The organism is Chitinophaga sp. YR573, assembly GCF_900110995.1.
Taxonomy (GTDB): Bacteria; Bacteroidota; Bacteroidia; order Chitinophagales; family Chitinophagaceae; genus Chitinophaga.
Genome location: NZ_FOJF01000001.1, coordinates 3,889,769 through 3,915,658, shown reverse-complemented (window position 1 = coordinate 3,915,658; position 25,890 = coordinate 3,889,769). Strand labels below are relative to the sequence as shown.

The 25,890-nt window shown below is 44.1% G+C and carries 22 protein-coding genes; 5 read left to right on the top strand and 17 right to left on the bottom strand.

Annotated elements, in window-relative coordinates; all coding sequences use genetic code 11:
- Positions 1–66: 66 nt before the first annotated feature.
- The 8 genes from BMW86_RS16505 to BMW86_RS16470 form a co-directional block, all read right to left on the bottom strand.
- Positions 67–1,293 carry a beta-ketoacyl-[acyl-carrier-protein] synthase family protein gene (locus BMW86_RS16505; protein ID WP_089782827.1) on the bottom strand — a complete coding sequence of 409 codons (1,227 nt, stop codon included), beginning with the start codon at positions 1,291–1,293 and terminating at the stop codon, positions 67–69.
- 4 nt (positions 1,294–1,297) lie between these two features.
- On the bottom strand, positions 1,298–2,026 hold the full coding sequence (gene fabG, locus BMW86_RS16500; RefSeq protein WP_089782826.1) for a flexirubin biosynthesis SDR family reductase FlxB: 729 nt from the start codon (positions 2,024–2,026) through the stop codon (positions 1,298–1,300).
- Positions 2,023–3,564: a flexirubin biosynthesis tyrosine ammonia-lyase FlxA gene (gene hutH / locus BMW86_RS16495; protein ID WP_089782825.1), complete on the bottom strand. Its 1,542-nt coding sequence runs from the start codon at positions 3,562–3,564 to the stop codon at positions 2,023–2,025. The genes fabG and hutH overlap by 4 nt, the downstream gene beginning before the upstream one ends.
- A gap of 202 nt (positions 3,565–3,766) precedes the next feature.
- Positions 3,767–5,065 (bottom strand): hemolysin family protein, encoded by a 1,299-nt coding sequence (locus BMW86_RS16490; RefSeq protein WP_089782824.1) that lies wholly within the window; start codon positions 5,063–5,065, stop codon positions 3,767–3,769.
- Positions 5,066–5,088: 23 nt separating this feature from the next.
- Positions 5,089–5,823, bottom strand: a complete 735-nt coding sequence (locus BMW86_RS16485) for a ZIP family metal transporter (protein ID WP_089782823.1) — start codon at positions 5,821–5,823, stop codon at positions 5,089–5,091.
- Positions 5,820–6,398: a phosphatase PAP2 family protein gene (locus BMW86_RS16480; RefSeq protein ID WP_089782822.1), complete on the bottom strand. Its 579-nt coding sequence runs from the start codon at positions 6,396–6,398 to the stop codon at positions 5,820–5,822. The genes BMW86_RS16485 and BMW86_RS16480 overlap by 4 nt, the downstream gene beginning before the upstream one ends.
- Before the next feature lie 2 nt (positions 6,399–6,400).
- Entirely contained in the window at positions 6,401–7,168 is a 768-nt protein-coding gene (locus BMW86_RS16475; protein ID WP_089782821.1) for a class I SAM-dependent methyltransferase, read from the bottom strand.
- A 19-nt stretch (positions 7,169–7,187) separates the two neighbouring features.
- Positions 7,188–9,203: an LTA synthase family protein gene (locus BMW86_RS16470; RefSeq protein ID WP_089782820.1), complete on the bottom strand. Its 2,016-nt coding sequence runs from the start codon at positions 9,201–9,203 to the stop codon at positions 7,188–7,190.
- A gap of 253 nt (positions 9,204–9,456) precedes the next feature.
- Between BMW86_RS16470 and glmM the strand changes: the two genes are divergently transcribed.
- Positions 9,457–10,839, top strand: a complete 1,383-nt coding sequence (glmM, locus tag BMW86_RS16465; protein ID WP_089783701.1) for a phosphoglucosamine mutase — start codon at positions 9,457–9,459, stop codon at positions 10,837–10,839.
- Positions 10,840–10,979: 140 nt separating this feature from the next.
- Positions 10,980–12,107, top strand: coding sequence for a cysteine desulfurase family protein (locus tag BMW86_RS16460; protein ID WP_089782819.1), 1,128 nt, complete (start codon positions 10,980–10,982; stop codon positions 12,105–12,107).
- Positions 12,108–12,158: 51 nt separating this feature from the next.
- Here BMW86_RS16460 and BMW86_RS16455 read toward each other — a convergent pair whose 3' ends face one another.
- The 4 genes from BMW86_RS16455 to BMW86_RS16440 all read right to left on the bottom strand — a co-directional run bounded on the left by BMW86_RS16455 (position 12,159) and on the right by BMW86_RS16440 (position 15,653).
- On the bottom strand, positions 12,159–12,869 hold the full coding sequence (locus BMW86_RS16455) for a LytR/AlgR family response regulator transcription factor (RefSeq protein ID WP_089782818.1): 711 nt from the start codon (positions 12,867–12,869) through the stop codon (positions 12,159–12,161).
- Positions 12,841–14,109 (bottom strand): sensor histidine kinase, encoded by a 1,269-nt coding sequence (locus BMW86_RS16450; RefSeq protein ID WP_089782817.1) that lies wholly within the window; start codon positions 14,107–14,109, stop codon positions 12,841–12,843. Before BMW86_RS16450 ends, BMW86_RS16455 begins: the two co-directional genes overlap by 29 nt.
- A 175-nt stretch (positions 14,110–14,284) precedes the next feature.
- Entirely contained in the window at positions 14,285–14,635 is a 351-nt protein-coding gene (locus BMW86_RS16445) for a DUF4907 domain-containing protein (protein ID WP_177189283.1), read from the bottom strand.
- The gene (locus BMW86_RS16440; RefSeq protein ID WP_089782815.1) at positions 14,628–15,653 is read right to left on the bottom strand and encodes a Kelch repeat-containing protein; all 1,026 of its coding nucleotides are present in this window, start codon (positions 15,651–15,653) and stop codon (positions 14,628–14,630) included. Before BMW86_RS16440 ends, BMW86_RS16445 begins: the two co-directional genes overlap by 8 nt.
- Positions 15,654–15,907: 254 nt before the next feature.
- Between BMW86_RS16440 and BMW86_RS16435 the strand changes: the two genes are divergently transcribed.
- Together BMW86_RS16435 and BMW86_RS16430 are read left to right on the top strand one after the other, a co-directional pair.
- Positions 15,908–17,245 (top strand): DUF4270 family protein, encoded by a 1,338-nt coding sequence (locus tag BMW86_RS16435; RefSeq protein WP_089782814.1) that lies wholly within the window; start codon positions 15,908–15,910, stop codon positions 17,243–17,245.
- Positions 17,246–17,267: 22 nt separating this feature from the next.
- The gene (locus BMW86_RS16430; protein ID WP_089782813.1) at positions 17,268–18,512 is read left to right on the top strand and encodes a hypothetical protein; all 1,245 of its coding nucleotides are present in this window, start codon (positions 17,268–17,270) and stop codon (positions 18,510–18,512) included.
- A 98-nt stretch (positions 18,513–18,610) separates the two neighbouring features.
- Here the strand turns inward: BMW86_RS16430 and BMW86_RS16425 are convergent, their stop codons facing one another.
- Positions 18,611–19,954 (bottom strand): GH1 family beta-glucosidase, encoded by a 1,344-nt coding sequence (locus tag BMW86_RS16425; RefSeq protein ID WP_089782812.1) that lies wholly within the window; start codon positions 19,952–19,954, stop codon positions 18,611–18,613.
- A 131-nt stretch (positions 19,955–20,085) separates the two neighbouring features.
- Between BMW86_RS16425 and BMW86_RS16420 the strand changes: the two genes are divergently transcribed.
- Positions 20,086–21,123, top strand: a complete 1,038-nt coding sequence (locus BMW86_RS16420) for a formylglycine-generating enzyme family protein (RefSeq protein ID WP_089782811.1) — start codon at positions 20,086–20,088, stop codon at positions 21,121–21,123.
- Positions 21,124–21,160: 37 nt separating this feature from the next.
- Here BMW86_RS16420 and BMW86_RS32840 read toward each other — a convergent pair whose 3' ends face one another.
- The 4 genes from BMW86_RS32840 to BMW86_RS16400 all read right to left on the bottom strand — a co-directional run bounded on the left by BMW86_RS32840 (position 21,161) and on the right by BMW86_RS16400 (position 25,869).
- The gene (locus BMW86_RS32840; protein ID WP_089782810.1) at positions 21,161–22,816 is read right to left on the bottom strand and encodes a M56 family metallopeptidase; all 1,656 of its coding nucleotides are present in this window, start codon (positions 22,814–22,816) and stop codon (positions 21,161–21,163) included.
- Positions 22,817–22,823: 7 nt separating this feature from the next.
- Positions 22,824–23,180, bottom strand: coding sequence for a BlaI/MecI/CopY family transcriptional regulator (locus tag BMW86_RS16410; protein WP_089782809.1), 357 nt, complete (start codon positions 23,178–23,180; stop codon positions 22,824–22,826).
- Between the two features lie 231 nt (positions 23,181–23,411).
- Positions 23,412–24,536 carry a TlpA disulfide reductase family protein gene (locus BMW86_RS16405; protein ID WP_089782808.1) on the bottom strand — a complete coding sequence of 375 codons (1,125 nt, stop codon included), beginning with the start codon at positions 24,534–24,536 and terminating at the stop codon, positions 23,412–23,414.
- A 241-nt stretch (positions 24,537–24,777) separates the two neighbouring features.
- The gene (locus tag BMW86_RS16400; RefSeq protein ID WP_143056597.1) at positions 24,778–25,869 is read right to left on the bottom strand and encodes a TlpA disulfide reductase family protein; all 1,092 of its coding nucleotides are present in this window, start codon (positions 25,867–25,869) and stop codon (positions 24,778–24,780) included.
- Positions 25,870–25,890: the final 21 nt, after the last annotated feature.

Sequence of the window (25,890 nt, the reverse complement as noted above, 5' to 3'; positions counted from 1 at the left end):
AATGTAGACCTGCAGGTTGCATGTTGAGGCAATAATTCTCTAAAGTGTTGACAGTTAATTAATTATTTATTTATTATCCCATTTACGGACGATGAGAGACGAGTTAGTACCCCCAAAGCCAAAAGAGTTAGACAAAAATATATTAAAATCTTTATTAATAGTAGAATTTGTAATATTTAATCTCGCGGCAGCTCCATCAGGATTCTCCAGGTTGATATTAGGAGCTATAAATCCGTTCTGCATCATCAGCATGGAATAAACGATCTCACTGGCTCCTGCCATCCAGCATTCGTGGCCGGTCATCGATTTGGTTGAACTGATATAAGGCTTGGACTCTCCAAACACCAGGTCCAGCGCAGCGGCCTCACTGGCATCACCTGCCTGGGTACTGGTAGCATGTGCATTGATATACTCAATATCACGGGCCTGTAATCCGGAATCCTGCAAAGCTATCTGCAGGGAACGTACCGGACCATCTATAGTAGGGTTGGAAATATGCGCTCCATTGGAAGAAAAACCGTAACCTATCACCTCTCCCAGGATCTTTGCCCCTCTGCGCTGTGCAGATTCCAGGCTTTCCAGGATCACCGTTGCCGCACCACCACTGGGTACAAGCCCGTCACGGTCCCGGTCGAATGGACGACTGGCCTTTGTAGGATCAGATTCCCTTACAGAGAAAGCGGCGATCGCATCAAAGTTACCCATGGAGTAAACGTTCACTTCCTGGGCGCCTCCGCAAATCACACAATCCTGCATCCCGTTACGGATAAAGGTATATCCCAGGCCAATGGCATGGGAACCGCTTGCACAGGCAGCACTTACGCTGAAGTTAATGCCGCGCAGCTTAAAGATAGTGGCCAGGTTCATGTTTACGGTAGAGTTCATCGTCTGGAATACAGAACCCGATCCTACCATCATGGTATCCTTCTTCTCCCGCATGATATCAGTTGCCTCTATCACCGGTTTGGAAGAGCTGTCGTTCCCAAACAGCAAACCCACTTCCGTTTTCTCTATATAATCCGGGTCAATACCCGCCTGTGCCATCGCATCGCGGGTACTCATATATGCAAATTCCGCCTGCTCCGGCATCATCATCCGGGCACGACGGTCTAACAGTCCTTTCAGTTCGGGCCTGTCTACAAAACCGGTTAACCCGGACCGGTAGCCATAAGCTTTCCTGGCCGGGTCCAGTATAATACCAGACTGCCCTTTGTACAATGAATCCCTTACGTCCTCCAGGCTTTTGCCTATACAGGAATAGATTCCCAAGCCAGTGATCACTACTCTCTTCATATCATTAAGTGTATAGTCCTCCGTTAATTGATAATATTTCCCCCGTAATATAAGCGGAAGCTTTTGAGGCAAAGAATGCAACAGCTTCTGCTACTTCTTCAGGTGTACCAAAACGATTCATAGGTACCTGTGCCGCCAGCTCTTTCTCATTCAGGTCTGCTGTCATATCCGTTTTGATAAACCCGGGTGCTACTGCATTTACTGTTACGCCGCGTTTGGCTACTTCCTGTGCCAGCGCTTTGGTAGCACCTATTACACCGGCTTTGGCCGCAGAGTAATTCGTTTGCCCCGGCATCCCTTTGATACCGGATAAGGAAACAATATTGATGATACGTCCGTAACGCTTCATCAGCATATTGTTCAGTACCTGTTTAGTTACATAGAAGAAGCCATCCAGACTGCTGTTCAACACGTTTCTCCATTGCGTACTGTTCATCCAGAACAGCAGGTTATCTTCACGGATACCGGCATTATTCACCAGCACTTCGACCTGTTTCTCTTTATTATTCTCTACCCAGGTGCCTAGTACCGCCTGTACTTCCTGTTCATTTCCTACATCGAATCTCAGGATCTCCCCGTCACTTCCTTTTGCCTGCACAGCTTCCAGCGTTTCGTTGGCAGCAGCTTCATTACCCTTATAATTGATGAGTACATAATAGCCCAGCTCTGCCATCTTGATGCATATCGCCCTGCCTATCCCTCTTGAGCCTCCTGTTATTAAAGCACATTTCATATGAATACTATTTCCGGTTCATGCGTCTGCAGATATTCTTTAATCCTTTTAGCATCTTTATACTTAGGGCTATCCTCAATAAATTTAGGGAAAATAGCTCTTACTTCAGTGTAGATCCTGTGTGAGAAGCTGGACAACTTATCCTGACAATTCAGGTAATCTACTGCCTGCAACATGGTCATCACCTGTATAGCCAGTACTTCAAAAGTATTGTCTATAACACGCTGTGTCATCAGCGCTGCATTACATCCCATACTTACAATATCCTGGTTGTCATTATTGTTGGGAATACTGTGCACATACATCGGGAAAGACAGCGTCTGGTTCTCTGCCACCGTTGAAGTAGCCGTGAACTGTATACCCTGCATACCAAAGTTAAAGCCAAGTTTTCCCAGGTTCATGAATGGCGGGAACTTGTGGTTCAGCTTATCATTCATCAGGTAGTTGAGTTGTCTTTCAGACAACATAGACAACTTCGTGATGGCGATCTTCACCTTATCCATTTCCAGGGAGATATAATCACCATGGAAGTTACCACCATGAAAAACATTTTGCTGATGATGGTCCACCACCGGATTATCACTCACAGAATTCAGTTCCTGTACTACTATCTTTTCTGCCTGTACCAGTGTATCATACACAGGGCCTAATACCTGAGGTACACAACGCAAAGAGTAATATTCCTGTACTTTATCCTTAAAGATCTCTTCTTCCAGTTCTTTATAGAAATGATCCGGACGATGACGGACCATCTTACTATCCTTCAGTATATGGCGCATCCCTGCGGCCACTTTATTCTGCCCTTCATGCAGCTTCACTACATTCAGTTCGTGCGATAAATGATCATCAAATGCTTCTACTACTTCATTGATCATGGCAGAAAGGATGCAACTCCAGTCCAGCAGTTTCTTTGCCTGTATGATGTTCACCAGCCCTATGCCTGTCATGGCAGAAGTACCATTGATCACCGCCAGTCCTTCGCGTACATGTACACTCATAGGCTTGATGCCCAGCTTTGCAAATACTTCTGCAGTAGGCTGCAATGTATCCTCATACACTACTTCTCCTTCACCGATTAATACTAATCCCAGATGCGCCAGTTGTACCAGGTCGCCGCTGGCGCCTACACCACCGTGTTCATAAACGCAGGGATATACGTTTTTATTGATAAGGTCTTTGAGTAAGGTGACTACTTCCACATGTACACCTGAATGTGCCTGCATAAAGCTGCTCAAACGGGCTATCATTAATGCTTTGGTCAGAACAGGTGGTAAGTACTTACCTGCACCGGAACTATGGCTGCGGATCAGGTTATATTGTAACTGGTGTGTATCGTCTTCACTAATACGGTATTGTGCCATTGGCCCAAACCCGGTATTAATTCCGTAGATCAGCTTCTTGGCTGAGAATTTCTGAAGAAACAGGAAATTTTCCTCTACCTGTTGTACGGCTGCTTCATCCAGACTTAATTCTTCCCCCCCAAATAATACCCGGTACACTTCTTCCAGTGAAAGTACCTTACTTCCTAAAACGACCATTATTTTAAATTATAATATTTAAATATGTGAAAAAGCTCTCAAAATTAGCAAATTCTAATTAAGAACATAATATAGGTTCTTCGATAACGCCTCAGTTTGATTTATTTTGATCAAAGAGAAATGTTTTTGTGGTGGTACTTCGCACCATCACAAAAACATTGAAGGGATTTTGCAGGGCTTCGCCCTGCACCCAAAAATCAAACTATCCTTCTTCGATCCCAGGTTCGGGTGCTTCCACCAATACTTTATCAATACGGTGGGCATCCATATCAACAATTTCAAAAGTAAATCCTCTCCATTCAAACTTCTCTCCTATTTTGGGTATATGTTCCTGGTGATGGAGAATAAAACCTGCCATCGTATCAAATTCCTGCTCAAATTCGGCCATCCAGTCTTCTTTGTCGAAACGGCTGAGGAAGTCGTAAAAAGGAATCTGCCCGTCTACCAGGTAAGATCCGTCTTCACGTCTTACAATCTCGTAATCATCATCCTGACCGGTTTCCGGCATATCACCGACAATGGCTTCCAGAATATCGTTCAGTGTGATCATACCCAGGAATGTACCATATTCATCCACGATAAACGCAGCATGACTCTGTGTTTCCTTGAACTTTTCCAGTACCTGATAAGCAGAGTTATTTTCCGGGATAAAGAGGGGTTTCTTTATGATGGGTTCCAGGGTGTAATTGTTGCTGGCAGCAGCCAGGTAGAGGTCCTTAATAGATACAATACCTAATATTTTATCTATCTGACCATCACATACAGGGTAAACAGAGTGTACGCTCTCAAAAATCTTATCTCTTAAAATCTCTTTCTGATCTGTCATATCCAGCCATACGATATCCGTACGGTGGGTCATGAGAGAGGTAATGTTACGGTCTCCCAGATGGAATACACGTTCAATGATCTCCTGCTCGGTTTCTTCAATAGCGCCGGAACTTGTTCCTTCATTGATCATCGCCTTGATCTCTTCTTCCGTCACATTATTATCTGAAGGTTGTAGTTTAAAGAGACTTACCAACAGGTTTGTAGAGATAGTGAGTAACCAGATAAAAGGCGAAGTGATCCTGGATAACCAGAGCATAGGAGCCGCTACCTGCCTGGAAATAGCTTCCGGACGGGCAACACCCAGGCGTTTAGGCACCAGTTCTCCCAGTACAATTGTGAAATAAGTGATCACCAGCACAATGATAGCTGTGGCTATGCCATGGCTGTAAGGCGCCAGATATTCTATCCGTGCCACTATATCTATCAGTTCCATCCTCCAGGTTGCGCCGGAGTAGATACCTATTAAAATACTGATGAGGGTAATGCCTATCTGAACAGTGGATAAGAATCTGTCAGGATTATTGGCCAGCTTCAGCGCTGTTTTTGCCTTTTCATCGCCTTTGTTGGCCAGGAATTCCAGCCTCGCTTTGCGGGCCGATTCCATGGCACTCTCAGACATTGAGAACAAGCCATTTAATAAAATAAGGACGAGGATAATGACGACGACTTCCATGATATAAAGGCTAAAATAAAGAATTATTCAAATATTAAGGTAAGAAATGCTAAAAGCAGTCCTGCTGAAATAGCAAATACCTTGCGGTAGCTCAATTCATGGTGTTTGGTGCCGCTCTCATAAAATATGGTGGTGGATATATGCAGAAAGGCCCCGATAACGAGCGCTACCACATATGTAAGGACATGTTCCATTTGTGCCGAATGGCTGCCTGCTTCAGCGGCAAGCACCGCAGCCAGCGGTGTTACAAGCGAAAAGATAAGTAAGATACGCCATAGTTTCATCCCTTTCTGATGAGAATGAAGCATCACTGTCATCAGCGTTAACGCTTCCGGCAGTTTATGGGCGGCTACTCCTATGACCAGGGAAGACATGGAGGCGCTGTCATTAAAATGAAATCCCAGTGGGATCCCTTCCATGAAAGCGTGTATAGATAACCCCAGCAACAAAGGAGCAATAGCCACATGATGATGATGATCGTTTTGGGGCACATGTGTATGCCCGTGTTCCGTACCATGCGACAACTGCGCTAAAGCTACCTGGAAAAAGAAACCAATTACAATGTAAATGCCGGCACTATGCCCCAGCTCCTGGAATACTTCCGGCAGCAGGTGCATGATAGTGATCCCGAAAAGGCAGGCGCCGGTAAAGCCCAGCAGGTAAAGAGGCAGGCTGGGATGTATCCGCCTGACTACCATTGGAATAATGCCACCACCAAGGGTTGCAAGAAATATAATTATTAAGAAGATCCAGTTCATGGTGTTAGTTCATGTTCCAGCCTGATACGGCGCTGAAAGAACCCGCCGCTCAACAACCCAATAAATATGCCGAGTACAGCACCGCCGGCAACATCCAGCGGATAATGTACACCCACATATACCTGGGCATAGCTGATCACAAAAGCCCAGACAAAGAATAACGAAGCATACCATCTGGAAATATGCCTGAATGTGAGAAAACAAAAAGTACCTAATGCGAAATGGTTGGCAGCATGATTAGAAGTAAAACTGCCACTGCCCGGACAATATGTCACCAGCACTCTTACATAATGCTGTAGCAAAGGATCACGGCAGGGACGCAAACGGCCTATCCAGTCTTTGATGTGTGAACTTGACTGGTCTGCCAGTCCGAAAGCAATCAGGAAGAATGCCATCCACCAGAATCCTCTCCATTTATAATTGATAGTGACAAACAGCAGCAGAAACAGGTATAAAGGTGCCCATACAAAAGGCTCTCTCAGCCAGGGAATAATAGCATCCATCAATGGAGTATGCCATTGACCGTTGATTTTAAAAAAGAGTTTAAGGTCCAGACGAAGCAGTTTCTCCAGCATGGCTATGGTTTTGTAGCTATAATGATCAGTCGTGGTGAAGCCTGTTCATCGTAGTTATTAAATTGGTAGTCTCCAAAGATCTGTGTTATCTCTAATCCCTGATGGGCAAACATCTCTTCAAAATCCTCCCTCGTATATGCGTTTACGCTTTCCGTAAAGCATGCCCGCTGTTTCCTGGACTGGTCCAGGATATCAATCTGTTTCAGGAATTTATGGTCTGTAACTTCCCGTTGGATATCAAATAATACATTTTCCTTTTCCTTAGACTCTTCCGTTACCAGGTGAGCAGCCACATAAGAGCTGTTCAGGTAATCCAGTACCAGGGTACCACCAGGTTTCAGGGCATTCTTCAGCGTACGTAAGGCATTTTCATTCTCACGCTGCGTATCAAAATAACCGAAACTGGTAAAGAAGTTAAAGACAAAGTCGAAGTAATTGACCCTGAAAGGAAGGCGCATATCGTGCTGGAAAAAGCTCAGATGCTCATTTTCCATCTTTTTGGCAATGTTGATACTCTGTATGGACAGGTCTATTCCGGTAACGGTATACCCCTTGTCTGCCAGGTATTTTGAATGACGGCCACGGCCACAGGCCACATCCAGCATGGTGGCATCTGCAGTCGGGTGCAGGTATGCCAGGAGAAGATCTATGAAAGATGCTGCTTCCTTACTATCCCTGTTATTATATAACAGATGGTAATAAGGAGAATTAAACCAGTCTTTAAACCATTGTTTTTGTACTTCCACTTCAATCTCTTTATAAACTTCCATGCTCTGTAATAAATGCACCCTATTTTTTATTATTAAACATCAAATATCGGGTGCTTTCGTAAAATGCGCGCGTTAAATTATCGAGCGCCTTTGCCGTATCCGGTTGTTGCAGCTTTACATTCTTTAATGGGTCGCCCTGGAGATCGTACAAAGCAGATTCCTGCGTCGCATAATTAATCTCATACTGGTATCTGTCACCCATCACGGCAATGTATGTCTGCATATTTTTCACAAAAGTACTAAAAGCATAGCGACCTGCACGGGAAGAATCCAGCATGTTCTGTCCCAGTGTATAGTTTTTCACCGGCATACCCACGATGGTAGCCATTGTAGGGTATACATCCACGAGGCTGGTCGTCTGGTTTACTACTCCCGGCTGCACATTACCCGGACTATACATAAAACAGGTGGTATGTACCCCACCGCTGCCCAGCTCATATTCCGGTATAGGCATGAAGTGGTAAGGATTCAGCGCACAGTTATGATCCCCGAACATAATGAATACGGTATTTTCCAGGTAACCGCCTTTCCTTGCCAGGTCTATCAGGTGGCCTACATTGTAATCTTCATAACGTAAAGCATTAAACTGATCTATGGAAACGAAGCCTGCCTGTTTGAACTTCTCCATATCTATGTCCTTTTCGGTTACTTTTTTAAAGTCGCCCGAACCGGCCGTAGTAGTATAAGGAGGGTGATTATCTGCCAGTTGCAGGAAAGCAATGAAAGGTTGATTACGCTGATGGGCACCCCTGAAAATTTCATCTGCTTCTGTAATGAGGTCATAATCAGATACACCCCATACGTCTGCTTTTGGCGCCTTATAATATCCTTCTTCAAAGATTTTCACTCCTTCCACATTGCTGGTAAATATTGCACGGATGTTTGCCCAGTTGGTATTACCACCCAGCAGGTAGTACTTTTCGTATCCATGGAACTGATCCATCACCACACGCTGGTCCACCATCTTGGGGTGACGGGAAGCGGTGTTGGCCATTGCGATATCCGGTAAACCGGTTGTTACACCGTATACTGTTCTTGCCGTACTGATGGCAGGCACGTAAAAATGTTTAAACAGGATGCCGCTGTCTGCAATGCTCTTCATATGTGGCGTAGCCTGCATAGGGTTACCGTACATACTGGTTATGCAGGCGCCTGTAGATTCCAGCATCACCAGTACTACGTTCATTTTGCGCTTAGACGGGTCTCCTGCTATAGTTCTTACAAAGTTGAGCTTCTCTACATCCGGACTGTCTACAGCCAGGTATTTAGCCATTACAGGATAATATTCTTTTGTCCTTTTCAGATCGTAAGTATCATTTCTTACAGACAGGTTGGATACCAGGTATAAGATAGGATTGAGTGCAAGACTGGTAATCCCGTTATCGCGGGAGAACATCGCCTGGCTCCAGCGCAGTGGGAAATAAGCGAAGTTACCATAGATGCCGGCTGCAAAAAGCAGTACCACTGTAGTCGCCCATCCTGTAAAACGCCAGTTGCCGATCTTCTTAGGCGGCTGGTTGGCCAGTCTGCGGTAAGTAGTGATCAGCATCCTGCTAACAAGGAACAGGAACAGCAACAGGCCGATGAAGGCACGTATTACCGGGTAAGTCTGCCATAACATACTCGCAGTATCCGCTCTTTCACCACTTAACAGGAAGCGGGAAATGTTGGGATCTATACGCAGGGCCAGATAGGCATAATGACCCAGGTCCAGCGCATATAATAATATCAGTACAAAGTATATAATAAAGAAGTACCAGAAGGCAATCCGGCGAAGGAAAGGTTTATTGAAGAAACCATTCCGCCATATCAGTGTAATGAGCAGAACCGGCACCATCAGGATCAGGGTAAGACGTAAGTCGAACTTCAGTCCCAGGTACCATGCCTTCAAAACAGGCGCCGTACCGGTTACGGTGGTTTTGAAAAAGAAGAAGTAGAATACCAGGCGGAATATTACAGAAAAGAGGAATAGGTATGATGCCTGCAAAATAACGTAACGAATATACCGTGGTATATTCTTCCAAGTGTATTTCATGTAAAGAGCAACTGTTTTAGATCAAATACGTTTAAAAAACATAACAAAAATTTAAACGTGGCTGCAAATATACCAAATTTCACCTCTATCATAGGGGGTACAGGAACTTAAAAACAACTTAAAATCATATATATACTATTGAATTTTACCTGGCAGGGCCTTTGAGGGTATATAAGACCGCAGTAGAAAATATGGAATTTTTCTTTTGGGAATAGTCACTTTATATTTGCCCTTCCTTTAAAAATTGAAAATTGTGGCACTGATCAAATCAATTTCCGGTATTCGCGGAACTATTGGAGGCAAACCAGGCGAGGGACTCTCTCCGCTTGATGTTGTCAAGTTTACAGCTGCCTACGGCACCTGGCTGACACAGCAATCCGACAATAAAAAAGTAGTTATTGGACGAGACGGACGTATTTCCGGCGAAATGGTGAAGCAGCTGGTAGTGGCAACACTTACCGGTCTTGGCCTGGATGTGGTTGATCTGGACCTCTCCACCACTCCTACCGTGGAGATAGCCGTGAAGATGGAAAACGCCGCAGGCGGTATCATCCTCACTGCCAGTCACAATCCTAAAGAATGGAACGCCCTGAAACTGCTGAACAGTGAAGGGGAATTCATCTCCGGAGAAGAAGGAGCCCTGTTGCTGGATATCGCTGCACGTGAGGACTTTGTCTTTGCAGACGTTTCCAAACTGGGTACTTACCGTAAAGACGACAGCTACCTGCAGAAACACATAGACCTGGTAGTTAACTACCCCCTGGTGGATGTGCCGGCTATCAAAGCCCGTAACTTCAAAGTAGTACTGGATGCGGTAAACTCTACCGGTGCCATTTTCATCCCTGCCCTGCTCAAAGCGCTGGGCGTAGAAGATGTAACCGTATTATTTGATGAGGTGAACGGTAAATTCAGTCATAATCCGGAACCATTACCGGAAAACCTGACGGCTCTCAGCAATGAAGTGAATAAGTCCAATGCCGACCTGGGCATAGCTGTAGACCCTGACGTTGACCGCCTTTGCTTCGTTTGCGAAGATGGCAGCATGTTTGGCGAAGAGTATACCCTGGTAGCGGTGGCTGATTATATATTAAAGACCAGGAAAGGGAATACCGTTTCCAACCTCTCTTCTACCCAGGCACTGAAAGACATTACCCTCAAAAATGGCGGAGAATACCATCCTTCTGCTGTAGGAGAAGTAAATGTAGTGCGTAAAATGAAGGAAGTAAATGCGGTAATCGGTGGAGAAGGTAACGGTGGTATCATCGTTCCGGACCTGCACTATGGCCGTGATGCACTCATCGGTGTTGGTTTGTTCCTGAGTCATCTGGCTCACAGCAAAAAGAACCTGAAAGCATTGCGTAACAGCTATCCCGACTATTTCATTTCCAAGAATAAAATAGAACTGGACAAAGGTGTAGACGTAAAAGACATCTTCGAAAAGATCAAAGGCAAATACAAAAACCAGCCGCTGAACATAGAAGATGGTCTGAAAATAGAGTTTGAGAAAGATTGGGTACACTTACGTACATCCAATACAGAACCTATTATCAGGATCTATGCGGAAAGCCAGAATGAGACCACGGCAGATAATATCGCCAAGAGGATCATGCAGGATATCCGTGAGTTTATGCATTGATAATCAGTATAAATATATTGGTAGATTGGCGGATACATCATTTGTATCCGCCAATTTCGTTTTAGCGTTATTTTCAAAAAAAGTTGGACATTTGTGTCCGCCAACGGGCTTTTATTTTATATCAAAAACCACCAACCACCTTGAAAAGAATATACTTTGACAATGCAGCTACCACGCCGCTGGATAAAGACGTCCTGGATGTGATGCTGCCTTACATGACCGAAAAGTTCGGGAATCCGTCTTCTATTTATTCATATGGCCGCGAAACACGCCTGGCCATTGAAACGGCACGTAAGTCAGTCGCAAAAATCCTGAATGCCAATCCCGGGGAAATCTTCTTCACTTCCGGCGGCACAGAAAGCAGCAATACCGCTATAAGTGCGGCTATCCACAACCTGGGTTGCCGTCATATCATCTCTTCAGAAATAGAACACCACGCTACCCTGCATACAGTAGAACACCTGCACTCCAGGGAGAAGGTGAAACTCAGCAATGTACGCCTGCTGGCAGACGGACATGTGGATATGGCTCACCTGCGTGAATTACTGGCCGACTCCAAAGAGAGATGCCTGGTAACACTCATGCATGCTAACAATGAGATCGGTAACCTGCTGGATATACATGCTGTAGGTAACCTCTGCAAAGAATTCGACGCTATCTTCCATTCCGATACAGTGCAGACCGTAGGACATTACCCTTTCGACCTTCGCAACACGCCTATACATTTCATTAATGGAGCCGGACACAAGTTCCATGGCCCTAAAGGCGTGGGTATACTCTATATAAATGAGAATGTGAAGATCACTCCTCTGATGCAGGGCGGTTCCCAGGAGCGTAACATGCGTGCCGGTACAGAGAACCTGTATGGTATCGTTGGTTTTGCCAAAGCGCTGGAACTGGCTACTGCTCATTACGAAGAATACAGCAAATACATCAACGACCTGCGTATGTACATGGCAGAACAGTTGCAGAAACATATTCCGGGTATCGGTTTTAACGGCGATCTGTACGGCCGTAGCCTGTATACGGTGCTGAATGTGTCTTTCCCTAAAACAGAAAAGAGCGAGATGTTACTGTTTAACCTGGATATCAATGGTATCTGTGCATCCGGTGGCAGTGCCTGTACATCCGGCGCAGATCTGGGCTCTCATGTGATCCGCGCCATTTCCAGCAATCCTAACCATATAGCGGTAAGGTTCTCTTTCAGTAAGGATAATACGAAAGAAGAAGTAGATGAGGTAGTGACTAAGTTGAAGGATATTATATAATATATGGTGTGCCAGATATAAAAAAAGCTCCTGACGGAGCTTTTTTTATATCTATGAATTTCTGTTGATCACATCATAAAACTTCTCTCTATACCCGTCACTAATCGGAATAGACTGATTAGCAATCATTACCGTATTCTTCTCCACGGAGTTAATCTTATTCAGAGAAACGACATAAGACCTGTGTACCCGGATAAACTTATCTGATGGTAACCTGGTTTCAAATGATTTCAGGCTGCGCAGTGTTAATACAGGCTGATAAGGTGTATAGATCTTGGTATAATCTTTCAATGCCTCTATAAAGAGGATATCTTCCAGATTGATCTTGATAATCTTATATTCTGTTTTAATGAAGATGTAGTCATTCACATGATTATTGCTACTATCGCCATTCTTCTGCTGGGACATCGTCCTCAGTTCCAATGCTTTGGTAGCAGCCCTGAGAAAACGTTCAAAGGGAACGGGTTTCAGCAGATAATCCACTACTTCCAGGTCGAATCCTTCCAGCGCATACTCTCCGTAAGCAGTAGTAAACACCACCATAGGAGGATATTTGAGTGATTTCATGAATTGGATACCGGTAATATCAGGCATCTTGATATCCAGGAAAAGCAGGTCTACCTTTTCTTCCTGCAGGAAACGCAAAGCCTCCGCCGCATTTTCAAACGTACCTACCAGCTGAAGAAAGGGGACCTTCTTCGCAAAATCAGTAATTATTTCCAATGCCAGTGGTTCATCGTCCACCGCTATACACCTGATCATTTTTCAACACTATTTTAAGATCAACAATAAATTGGTTATCAGCTTCTGTTATTTCTAATTCGTGGTCTTCGGTGTAGAGCAGTTCAAGTCTTTTTCGCACATTCTGTAATCCTATCCCCCCTTTTTCTGCCACCCTTTGCCTGAAGAGGCTATTTTCTACTACCAGCCGTACCTGGTTTTTCTCTATAGCCACTGCGATGGCAATAAAAGAAGGCTCTGCGTAGCTGATCCCGTGCTTGAATGCATTCTCCACGAATGGTACCAGCAGCATGGGTTCTATCCGCAGTCCTATCGGGTTCCCCTGTACCGCATAGTCTACCACGATATCGTCCGGCATCCTTAAACGTTGAATATCAATGTAATCTTCCAGGTATTGCAGTTCCTGTTGCAATTGCACTTTGTCTTCATTCGATTCATAAATCATGTACCGCATGATGGTTGACAGCTTTACAATAGCATGTTCCGTTTGTGCAGAATGTTTATGTGCAAGTGAATAGATAGTGTTTAGACAGTTAAAAAGGAAGTGAGGATTAATCTGTGACTTTAAAAATTTTAATTCGGCGTTCAGGTTCTCCACTTTCAGGGCTTCCCGCTGTTGTTCACTCTTGAACCATTCCTGGGCAATCTTGATAAATCCACTCATGAAAAGCATGAGCAGCGCGGCAAAGACCGATTTACGCAGTATCTCCGGGAACAGGATATAGTCCAGGAAAGTAGGTACCCTTCTTATCTGCAGGTGGGCAGGCACGCCTGCGGCAGATGTGTCGTGTAAAATGCCTTCATCGAAGGCAATGGGCGGTTTTTCCCTAAAATAGATACTCCTGCTCTGCTTTACAATCTCCTCATCTTCAGGCGCATGGTAGCGGCTGAAAGGTGGCGGAGGATTAAATCCGATATCCCTGCCACTGCTGTCTACTGCTTCCTGGGCCGCATAGGTTTTCCAGAAGAGGTAATCAGTGAGCGCCTGCTGCATGATGATGAAAACCAGCATGAAGATGACACAGCTCAGGTAGTAAACTATCTTTTTTAAAGTAAAATATCTTGGGATGAGTATGTAGAAGTTGAGATAGAAAACGCCTATCAGGAAGAGATTATCTACTATTTCACGGGCAAAGAACCAGGGATGCTGGATTTTGATCCGGTAGATGAAAAAAGGAAAAAACAGGAAACAGGTCCAAACTACAATATGCAGTCCAACATTAAATAACCGGCTTTTATAGAGTAGTTTTAAATTTATCATGTGGCTAAAAGCGCGATAAACTTACACTCAATTCCGGTAAAGGGGGTGTTAAAATTTGTTAAGTAAGGTAAAAGGAATGTTAAAATTTGGAGGAAATAGATATCCCATGTGGCCGGATACAGTACTGTGGCCAGTATTATAAATAATTAATATGTTCTCTTCAGACTGCTATATGCTACTCAACACCGGCAATTTTCATATCCAGTAGCTCCTGTTTGGAGATAATGGGAAAACTTTTACCGTTGCTGCGCATTTTTGCTACCATCAAATCTCCTACCTTCTGAGCATCTTCCTTTGTCTGGAAGTAATGTCTGCCTGCTATGGTAGGTATAATATCCTGATAGATAAAGGTTTTGTGACCGACGTTAATCTTAAAGCCCCAGGAACCTCCCCCTTCTAACTCAAAAGGAATTACCGCAATGCTATCATGCACTGCGGTAATTTCTATATTTTTTGCCTGTTGTTTCTGCTGACAAGACGTAGCTAAAGCTATGATTATCAACAGAGAAAAGGACGTTTTAGTCATTAGTATCGTTTTCCTGAGTAGGATTGAATTCATGGCAATCATCCAGCTGAGTGCTGCTGGCCAGACCCAATGCTACATAACCTCTGTTTTTTACGCTGAAACCAACTGCGCCTGTACGGGAAGCAGCATCAAAAGCAGTCTTTTCTGTCCAGTAACCAGAGATTGGATTATATGCCCAGGTATTGCTGAGTGAGCCAGTTGCTACGTATGCTATGTTGTCGATAACAAAAGCAACTGCACCATAACGGGCGATAGTAGTGTAATCATCATCGAATGAACCATCGGTAGCATTCTTGATCTGCCATCTTTCATTCCACTGGTCGTTGTTAGCATCATACACATACATACGTGTGGATGATTCTGTATTGCTAACACCTGTAACTACGTAAGCGCTATCCTTGATAACAAAAGCAACAGCCTGTTTTCTCTTGTCTTTCAACGGGTTAGCTTCTGTCCATGAGTTAGTGGAAGGATTAAATTTGTAGAAATCGCTAAAGTTGCTACCGCTTGTTCCTGAGCTTCCTGTACCAACATAACCGTAGTTACCCAGGCCAAATGAAACTGCATAGTAACGTGCAGCACCAGGGAAATCTGTTCTTGACTGCCAGCTATTGGTAGCAGGATCAAATTCCCATGTATCTTTCAACATTTCGTAGTTGTTATCGTAACCTGTAGTCACATACCCTTTTGAACCAACGGCAAAGCCGGTAGCACCTAAACGGGAAAGGTCATGGGTAGCATCAGCAGGGTCAACCAGCGCTGCCATAGAAGTCCATGCATCCTTTACCGGATCGTATTTCCAGAAGTCGTTCAGTTTGGTACCGTCACCAGTTCCACCAAAGCCTGTACCTACATACGCTGTATCCCCAATCACAAAACTAACAGCTTCACGTCTGGCATCACCCTGATAGTCGGCCCGTTTGATCCAGTTACCCAGCTTAGTCGTATCGCTGTTGGATGTACAGGACGCTAACGTAAACACTGTTAATCCCAGAAAATATACTTTTAAATAGCGCATAAGTTATTTCTTTACTTTTTTTATAGCTGCCAAAATTATCCGCCCTTATTGTAGTGCAATCAGAAAATAGATACAATACTACATTTACATGATAAAGGACGGGTTTTCATCTGCCAATCGGTTTGTTTGCCTTACAACCACTGTTACTGCCCCGGCAGTAGCATAAGGAGCAGCGAAGGTGATTCGTCGATAAAAAAAGCCAATTGGCATATTAAATAAGCAGGAACTAGGCATCCTGTCTAAAATTGCGCTCCATGAATAAAAGTATCCGTGCCAAAGAGGCCTGTAAATATCTGGTTTGTGCGTTATTGATTACAGGCGCTGAGGCCTGTGACAAAGCCGGTTTCTCCTACGATAATATCGTTGATAATGGAGCAACCCAATATATTGTTGTCGATTCCGTAACAATGAATATGAATACAGTATTCCTGGATTCTATTCCCACATCTTACCAGAGCCTCGCATTGGTAGGTAATCATACTGATCCCATATTCGGAACAGTATCTGCTTCTTCCTACTGGAGAGTAAAGGCTTATAACGGTGCTACCATCCCGGACCTGGCATCTTATGATTCCCTGGTAATGATCATGCGTCCCAATAAAACCGGTATGTATGGTGATACTGCGGCAGTTCAGGATGTATCTGTATACCGCGTAACAGAAAAGATAGACACCCGTATTACAAACGGCTATTTATATAGTTATGATAAATTTGCTACTGAAACAACACCATTGGGTAGCAAACAGTTCAAAATCAGACCCAGCATTGATACACTCATCAGGATTAAACTGGATGATGTATTAGGAGCGGACCTGTATGCGAAATGTAAGGCTAAATCACAGACTGTTACTGATCAGATCCAGTTTGCAGACTATCTGAAAGGTCTCTCTATCCAACCTGGCGCTAACAGCAAACTTGTTAGTTCTTTCCGTGGAGATGACTCTCTCACCATGCGTTTATATTACCATCAGAACTCTGGTGAAAAGTTGACTACTACCATCGATTTCCCGGTATATAATGCATCGTTACAGTTCAATCATATTGATGTGACACGTCCGTCAGGATCTCCGCTGGCAGGGCTTTCCAGCACTAACAAGACACTGGCTTCCACCAGCGCTGATAACAGGACATTTGCACAACCGCTGACAAACCTGATCACCCGCGTAGATATGCCTTACCTGAAGAACATTTCACAACTGCATAAGTTCTTCAAAGTAATGCGTGCAACCCTGACAGTGAGACCTGAAAAACAGACCTATCAGTATCCATATAATCTGCCTGGTAAACTAACACTTTGTGAAATAAACAGCACAAATACTATTACAGATTCACTGATTTCTCCAAGCACAGGTGGTGTACAAACCGGTAACCTGGTGATTGATTACGCATACAATCTGAATACCGCTTACACATACGATATTACCAATTATTGCATAGCACAAATGTCCGCCGTAGATGCGAATATCCGTGGACTGGCATTGATACAACCGAGGAATACAGGGTTTACGAGATTTGACCGTGTTGTACTGGGTGATAGAAAGAATAAGTTTAATAACATTGAGATTAAGATCTATTACCTGCAGTATGAATAATTGCCATCAAGTTCCAGATTACATGAAGCGAATAAAACAATATACAACTGGCTTATGCGTAGGCGGCCTGATATTATTATCAGGGAAAGATGCTGTGGCACAAAAAGGGATCAACTCCCTTTACTCTGCTTATGGTATTGGCGACGTGGAACAACATGATTACAGCCGTAACTTTGGTGTGGGTAGCACAGGTATTGCCCGCCGTTCAGACTTTTTCCTGAACGAGCTGAACCCTGCCTCATACTCAGCTATACCCAGACAGCATTTTATGTTCGATGTGTCCCTGCGGGCACAATCCATTACTTATAAAGATGCAGGTTCCCTGAACCAGACTGCCGGAGACGTGATCATTAAAAGACTGGCATTAGGCTTCAAAGCCAACAACCGCTGGGGTATCAGCGCAGGCTTTACTCCTTACAGTACCGTTGACTATAAACTTCTTTCTACTACATACATAGATACATCTCCACTTGTTACCACCACAGAAGGTACCGGTGGTATCAACAAAGCATATATCTCCAATGCAGTAAAATTAACGAAGAACTTTTCCGTAGGTGTATCCAGTAACTTCCTGTTCGGCCCTATCAACACTACCTCAAACGTAGGTGGAGATACTGTGTCTACCAGGACAGAACGTTACGCCTTTAACATGAACTTCACTACAGGTGTTCAGTATAGCGGTAAGATCGGCAAGAAATGGCTGTTAGGTTTAGGCGGTACTTATCGCTTTAAAACCAACATGAACTACCAGAACAAACTGTATATCCTGAACAGTAGTTCTACCGTGTTATTTACTGATAACGACCTTGCAAGGACCAAGATCAAATTACCTGAGCAGATCGGTGGAGGTTTCTCCCTGAGTAACGGGACCCTCACCTGGTTAGCTGATTACCGTACAGAGAAATGGGGTTCAGCAGGTAATAAAACCACTAACTACAACCTCGTTAACTCCGACCGTTATTCAACCGGTATAGAGTATAGCTTCAAACGTACTTACTACAACCAGCAGGTAGAAGGTATCATCGCACAGGCTGGCTTCTCCTATTACAATTCCAACCTGGTAGTGAAAAATAACCAGATCAGGGATGTGGCAGGAACAGCGGGTATCTCTATCCCAAGCCGCAGCGGGGCACTTCGTTATTATGTAGGTGTTGAGGTAGGACAACGTGGTACTACCAGCGGAGGATTAATCAAAGAAACTTATGTTAATGGTGTATTCCACTTCTCGTTAAGAGATATCTGGTTTATACGCAGAACGTATGAATAATATTAAAGCGTATTTTTTTAGTGATGGTGCGAATGCACCATCACTAAAAAAATAAAAAGGTTTTGCAGGGTTTCGCCCTGTACCCAAAAATTAAACGGTTATTCCTGTAATAATTTCTCAAACCATAGTCCGGAGTCTTTCATCGTCCTGTGCTGCGTTTCCATATCTACATGCACTAAGCCAAAACGAGCCCTGTATCCTTCCGCCCATTCAAAGTTATCAGTCAGCGTCCACGCAAAAAATCCATCTACCTTCACCCCTTCCCGCTTCGCCTTCAATATTGCTCCCAGGTATTCTTCAAAGTATTTAACACGATCTGTATCATGTACCCGTCCATCTGTGAGTACATCATTAAAAGCTGCACCATTCTCTGTAACAATCAGTCTTTTTACGCCTTCATAAGCCGCAAACTGTTTCAGTATATTGTACATTCCTGTACCACTTATCTCCCAGCCCAATGCAGTAACCGGTACTTTACGGGCCCTTGCCTTTACTTCAGAAACACCGACTATTGGCATGAAATAATTGCTTTTCATTACCAGTGGGAAATAATTCTGCACACCAATAAAGTCGAAGTCAAAAGCCAGTTGGTCCCAATCACGCCAGAGGCCATAACGGCGCTCTATTTTGCCCAGTAGCGGAAAATCGGCAACTGGGTAGCCTAACCCCAGTACGGGCTCAAGGAAGAGGCGGTTAAACAGCGCGTCAGCCTTTTTAGCGGCCTTTATATCCCCTTCGTTTTGTGTATAAGGAATGATATGAGAGCAGGATAATGCGGTACCTATCACAGCGCCTTCCACTTCCTGGCGGATCACCTTGGCGGCGGATGCCTGTGCAAGCAATGTATGATGTACTGCCGGGAAGAAATAAGACAATCCAAATTTGCCGGGTGCATGTACACCCAGCATATAACCCAGGGAAGTAAATCCAAAGGGTTCATTCATCACGATCCAGTGTTTTACTTTCTGCCCGTATTCCCGCATACAGATGCGCACATATTCTTCAAAGGCGAATATCACACCACGATGAGTCCAGCCTCCCTTTATTTCTATAGCATGCGGCAGGTCCCAGTGGTAGAGTGTGACATAAGGTTGTAATCCCAGTTCCAGGCAGGCATCTATCACCCGATGATAAAAGGCGATGCCGGCAGGATTTACTTCGCCGGTACCTTTTGGAATTATGCGGGCCCAGGCGATGGAGAAGCGGAATACTTTGAAACCCATTTGTTTGGTTAACAGCAGGTCGTCATAGTAACGGTTATAGAAATCCGTGGCTACACGGGCATGGGTGCCATCTTTCACTTTGCCTTTACGGGCGGTGAAAACATCCCATATAGAACTCCCTTTACCATCATGCTCGAAAGCGCCTTCGTTCTGAAAGGCTGAAATGGTAACTCCCCATAAGAAATCAGCTCCAAAATCTTGTTTTGTGAATTGTTCCATATACAAATCCAGGGTGCAGTTTACAATACTTTATTTGCATAGCTAATTATTTTCCTGTTAAGAATTGGGAATAATTCCGAACTTGTTGACCTGTTTGCCTGTAATTCCCACCAGTTTAATAAGATGAGTGTATGAATAAGATATTAATTGCCTTATTGGCTTTATTATTGGGAGCATGCCAGCAAAAGGGCAAACAAACGACTGTTGTCTCCTCAGATTCTCTGCATCACGCAGATGCCCTTAGTCGCATGGTAATTATACCAGGCGGTACTTTCACCATGGGTGCAAACGATGCAGAAGCCCGTGCTGATGAACAGCCCAGGCATACCGTTACAATAGACAGTTTTCAGATGGATGAACATGAGGTGACTAACGCAGAATTTGCTGCCTTTACAGCCTCTACGGGTTATGTTACGCTGGCAGAAAAGCCTGTCACCAAAGAAGAGCTGATGCAGCAATTGCCGGCTGGTTCTCCGGAACCCGACAGCAGCATGTTACTACCCGGATCATTAGTATTCACACCTCCTGATCATGCTGTTCCACTGGATGATGTATCTCAGTGGTGGTCCTTTGTACAGGGAGCCAACTGGCGTCATCCTGACGGGCCGGGAAGTGATCTGAAAGGTAAATCACAATATCCTGTAGTGCATATCTCCTGGCTGGATGCACAGGCATATGCCAAATGGGCCGGTAAACGCCTGCCTACTGAAGCGGAATGGGAATATGCTGCCCGTGGCGGATTAAAAGACCAGCTTTTCCCCTGGGGAAATGAAGCCCTTACTACGGGTAAGGTTAAAGCCAATACCTGGAACGGGCATTTCCCTTATCAGAATACTAAAACAGATGGCTTCCCGGGCGCTGCCCCTGTAAAGTCTTTTGCACCTAACGGATACGGACTGTATGATATGTCCGGCAATGTATGGGAATGGTGCGAAGACCTGTACAACAATACTTACTATAAGCAGTCTGTAGATGCACATAATCCACGGGGACCTGAAACAGGTTATGACCCTGAAGATCCCGCCTCTCCTAAAAGAGTGATCAGGGGAGGGTCTTATATGTGTACGGATGAATATTGTTCGGGATATCGTGTAACGGCAAGGATGAAAACAACAGCAGAATCAGGATTGCAGAATTTAGGATTCCGTTGTGTAAAAAGTATTAAATAAAAATCCCGGGGAATACCCCGGGATTTTTTATATCAGGTTATTTTGATTTGAGTTTTATTTCTATAACGCCATTGGCGCCGTCCTTACCATATTTGCTGGTGGCTGCATCATCTTTCAGAACAGACATAGATTCTATCTCGTTGGCAGAATATTTTTTAAGCTCTTTATTATCGCTGATAATTTTTCCATCAACAACATATAACGGATTACCGTTAGGAACTATAACGCTATTGGTACCCACATTGATCTTACGCACCTGATTATTAGTCATGGATTCTTTGGTATCGATAAAAACCATACCGTGTTTACCTTCCTCTCCATATGGTGCAGCATCCGGACCGTTCAATACAGTGACCGTCCGAATATCCTCACTCTTAATACCCGGGTTATTATACCCAACTGATACACCATTCACATAATATACCGGAGTACCCGGGCCAGGAGATGCGCTGATGGCCGCTGTACGATAACCTGTTACAGTTATTGTTTCTGGCTGTGGAGATGGCGTTCCGGCCGGATCAGGAACTATAGTAATTGTTCTTACTCCCGGCGCTGGTGGTGGTGGCGGAACCGGAGCTACTGGCGGTACTGATGGTACCGGAGCTGGTGGTGGCGGTGGTGGAACTGGCGGCACAGGAGGAACAACGTTCTTTCCTTTCTTCTTAGATGAAGGATGAGTTGTATCTGCATTGGCTAATCTGTCAGAAAATATTACAGAATGTCTTACAGAACTTTTTGCAGACATAAAATAAACAGTGTCCTTTTTGAGAGTGTCCCTAGAGAGAACAGTAATAGTATCCGCTGTGAGAACCAGTTCATCTGTAGGATTAACGCCTGTTGTATCAGTTGTTGATTTACTTTTATTACCCGCCCTGCTGATATTCAGTGAAAGCAATGCAATACCTACCAGGCTACCCAATACTAAATAACGCAGCAAATGATACTGAGATGATTTCTTTTTGTTCATCATCATGATCCGATTTTTTAAATGTGAGAAATTGAAATTATTTGCGATGGCCGTCGCATATGGGATCCCACTTACTTTTATAAGACTGTATTGATATGTTTTTGCATCCATTCCCTGTTGCAGGATACACCTGTCGGTAATGAATTCCAGGTTTTCACGGATGGCTGTACTCATTAACCAGGCACCGGGATTAAACCAGTAAAAGATCTTGTTTAATTCTCCCAGCATCACGTCCAGTGTATGCCATTGTTTTACATGCACTTTCTCATGACGTACTATAGCGAGTAACTCCACAGGCGTATGCAGGGAAGGATTTATATAGATATTATTGATGAAAGAAAAAGGTGTGATCTTTTTTGCAGATACTCTTATATCTCCTTCTCTGACAGTGCTTCTGTGCAGTTTCCAGAGAGATAATAATTGTATGATCAAACGTATTCCCATTACCACAACACCCGTCCAGAAAATATACAACAGCACTATATTTATCAGTGGTGTGGACGGACGCGCATTCAAGGTTGTAAGGTCTGGTACGTAGGTCAGCGCAACATTATTTACTGGCTTCTTTTCACTGATCATAATAAGCGGGAATACCGCTGAAAACACGATCCCTGCCAGCAGGAAAAAACGGTTGAGAATGTAGAATGTCAGTCTACGTAATCCAAAACGGTATGCCAGGTAAAATAAGGTAAGCGCGATGTTGGCTTTTAACAGATAGATAAGCATAAGGCTATCAGTTTTTTTCGATCATCTTTAATATTTCCTTTAATTCATCCGGTGTGATCTTCTTCTCCTTTGCGAAGAAAGTCACCAGACTTTTATAGGAATCGTCGAAATAATCTTTTACAAATCCGTTCATGAATTTCTGCTTGTACTCATTTTCCGCTATGATAGGTGTATACTCATATACATTGCCCATTTTACGGCTTTGCAGATATCCTTTCTTTTCCAGATTCTTGATGGTTGAAGCCAGCGTTGTATAAGGCGGTTGCGGAGCTGTATGTGCTTCCAGAAAATCTTTCACAAAACCAGACCCGGTTTTCCATACCGCCAGCATTGCTATCTCTTCCTGCTGTGTAAGCTTTTCCATGTTAATTACGATTGTTTCGTAAATCTACGAATAGTTCGTAGTAAAACAAATTTATTTTAGGATTTTAACAATTAAATAGGGGGGGATGCATGGTCATGCATCATTCATATAGGGTTCATGCTTAAACCATGAAGGAGGTACGACGCAGACATGAAGGAGACATGAAGGAGGTATGGATGAAGAAAGGCCCCTTTCGGAGCCTTCTATATATAAACGTAGTTAGGAGTCGGGTTATTTAATCATCTCTTCCAGCTTCTTCTCTAATGCATCTCCGCGTAAATTCCTGGCTATTATCATCCCCTGCGGATCTACCAGCAGGTTCTGAGGAATTGCCCGGATACCATACAATTCAGCCGCCGCATTTTTCCAGCCTTTGAGATCAGATACGTTGGTCCAGGGGAGGTTATCTGCCTGCACAGCTGCCTGCCATTTCTCTTTTTTATCATCCAAAGAAACAGCTAAAACATCAAACCCCTTATCTTTAAACTTACTATATGCCCTGATCACGTTCGGGTTCTCTGCTCGACAAGGCCCGCACCAGCTGGCCCAGAAATCTACCAGCACATATTTACCATTGAAAGAAGTCAGGCTTATATTTTTACCTTCAGCATCCGGCTGGATAAAATCCATCACTGGTTTACCCACCGCTGTTTTCCAGGCAACAGTCAGCCAGTTGGCAAATTCTTTTCCTGTAGGTGTATTACGAAGGCTCTTACTGAGCTTGTTATAAATAGGTTCAATTTCAACAGGATTGATATCATAACCGGCATACTGACCTAATACAAATAAAGCAATGGGAGAACCTGTGTTATTTTTAAGATAATCCCCCATGATCTTACTCTTAGCAGCTTCCAGCTCATCAAAGCGGGGTTCCAGCTTCTTTATCCCCTCTTCATCCTTGGCCATGTATAACTGACGATTCAGCTGTTGCAACTCATTTAACTGACTGGTTACATCCTTTAAAAGTTCATTCAGCTTTATATAGTCATCATTGGCAACAGAACCTGTTACGGTTGCTTTACTGATAGAATCCTGTGTAGTAACGGTTAATGTCCCTTTTTCTATAAAAACAGCCAGCAAATCACGTTTCTTAGGGCCTGTATTCTCCGTGTTAGGGTCCTGTACCTTCAACATCAGGTAGGCCATAGTTGGCTCATCTACTGTGCCATTCAGCACAAATTTCCCTTCCTTCACCTCCGCACTATCAACTTTATTAGAGCCGTGGCTCTTCATACATATATATACTTTCGCCGGCTTTTGAAGCTGCTCCACCGCCCCTTTTATTGTAAAAGGCTTATCCTGCGCAAACAAGACCGCATGCCCGAACAATGCCGCGATCATCAATACTGACTTCATTGACTCTAATTTAAACTACAAAAATCCCACATCCGGAGAGGAAAGTCAAACTGATTGTGATAAACGGTGTAACAACCTAATCAGGTCCAATGAGATATTTGACCAAAGAGCAATTTTTTTGCGATGGTGTTTCGCAGCATCGCAAAAAATTAAAGAGATTTTGCAGGGCTTCGCCCTGCACCCAAAAAAAAGGGGCTGACCTCTTGGTCAGCCCCGGATTATAAAGAATAATATGTAATCCTTACTTCAATACCTCTTTCAGTTTCGCTTCCAATGCCGCTCCACGTAAATTGTGGCCGATAATCCGGCCCTTTGGATCTATCAGAAAGTTGGCAGGGATAGAATTAACACGGTACAGCTGTGCTACCTGGTTGCTCCACCCTTTCAGGTCGGATACATGTGTCCAGGAAAGCCCGTCCTGTTTAACCGCTCCTACCCAGCGTTCTTTATTATTATCAAGGGAAACACCCAGGATCGTAAAGTTCTTGTCTTTATAACGTTCAAAAGCCTTTACCACATTCGGGTTTTCTGCACGACACGGACCGCACCAGCTGGCCCAGAAGTCTACCAGTACATACTTACCACGGAAAGAAGACAGTTTCACCGCTACCCCGTTCATATCCTCCTGTGTAAAATCAGGCGCTAAACCAGATGCTCCTGCCTCTTCCCCCTGCGTACTGGCCAGGTATTTAGCTGCCGCATTACCATACTTGGTGTCTTTCAGCGATTTATCCAGTGAATTATAGATCTGTGCAAACTCCTGCTGATCCAGGCGGTTGCGCAGCTCATTCTGCAATACCCACATACTGGCTAATTGCTTAGGATGTTCTTTGATAAACTTCTTACCTGCAGTTAACACATCCTGGTTAAAAACACCAGCCTTCGTCCTGAAAGCAGTTTTAGCTGCTTCATCATCTTCAGCAATGCCGGCCGCTTCTGCGTTCAACCCCTGTGCACGCTGTATCAGCGGACGAAAAGCCTGCTGGTAAGCCTGCATAGCAGCATTCTCTTCCCCACCTTTTATAGATTCCGCTACAGGGAAGTCACTCACATTAAACACCACCTTTACCGGCTCTTTAGCTGGTACAAACAGGTAAGGATAATCCTTCCCCTGCAGGATAAGGGCATGAATAGACGGAGTGGCAGCCGTCGTTACATTAAAGGAGAATTTACCGTCTTTGAGGACAGCTGAATCCTTTGGGTTATTGTCTTCATCACTGTACAGGAACAAGGTTTTACCATCAGCACCCTTAAGGGTACCTGATATCATCTGCTGTGCAGAGACTGTCCATGAGAAAAGCGCACCAATAGTGCATAAAGCAAGTTGTTTCACACCTCTAATATAAGAAATAAG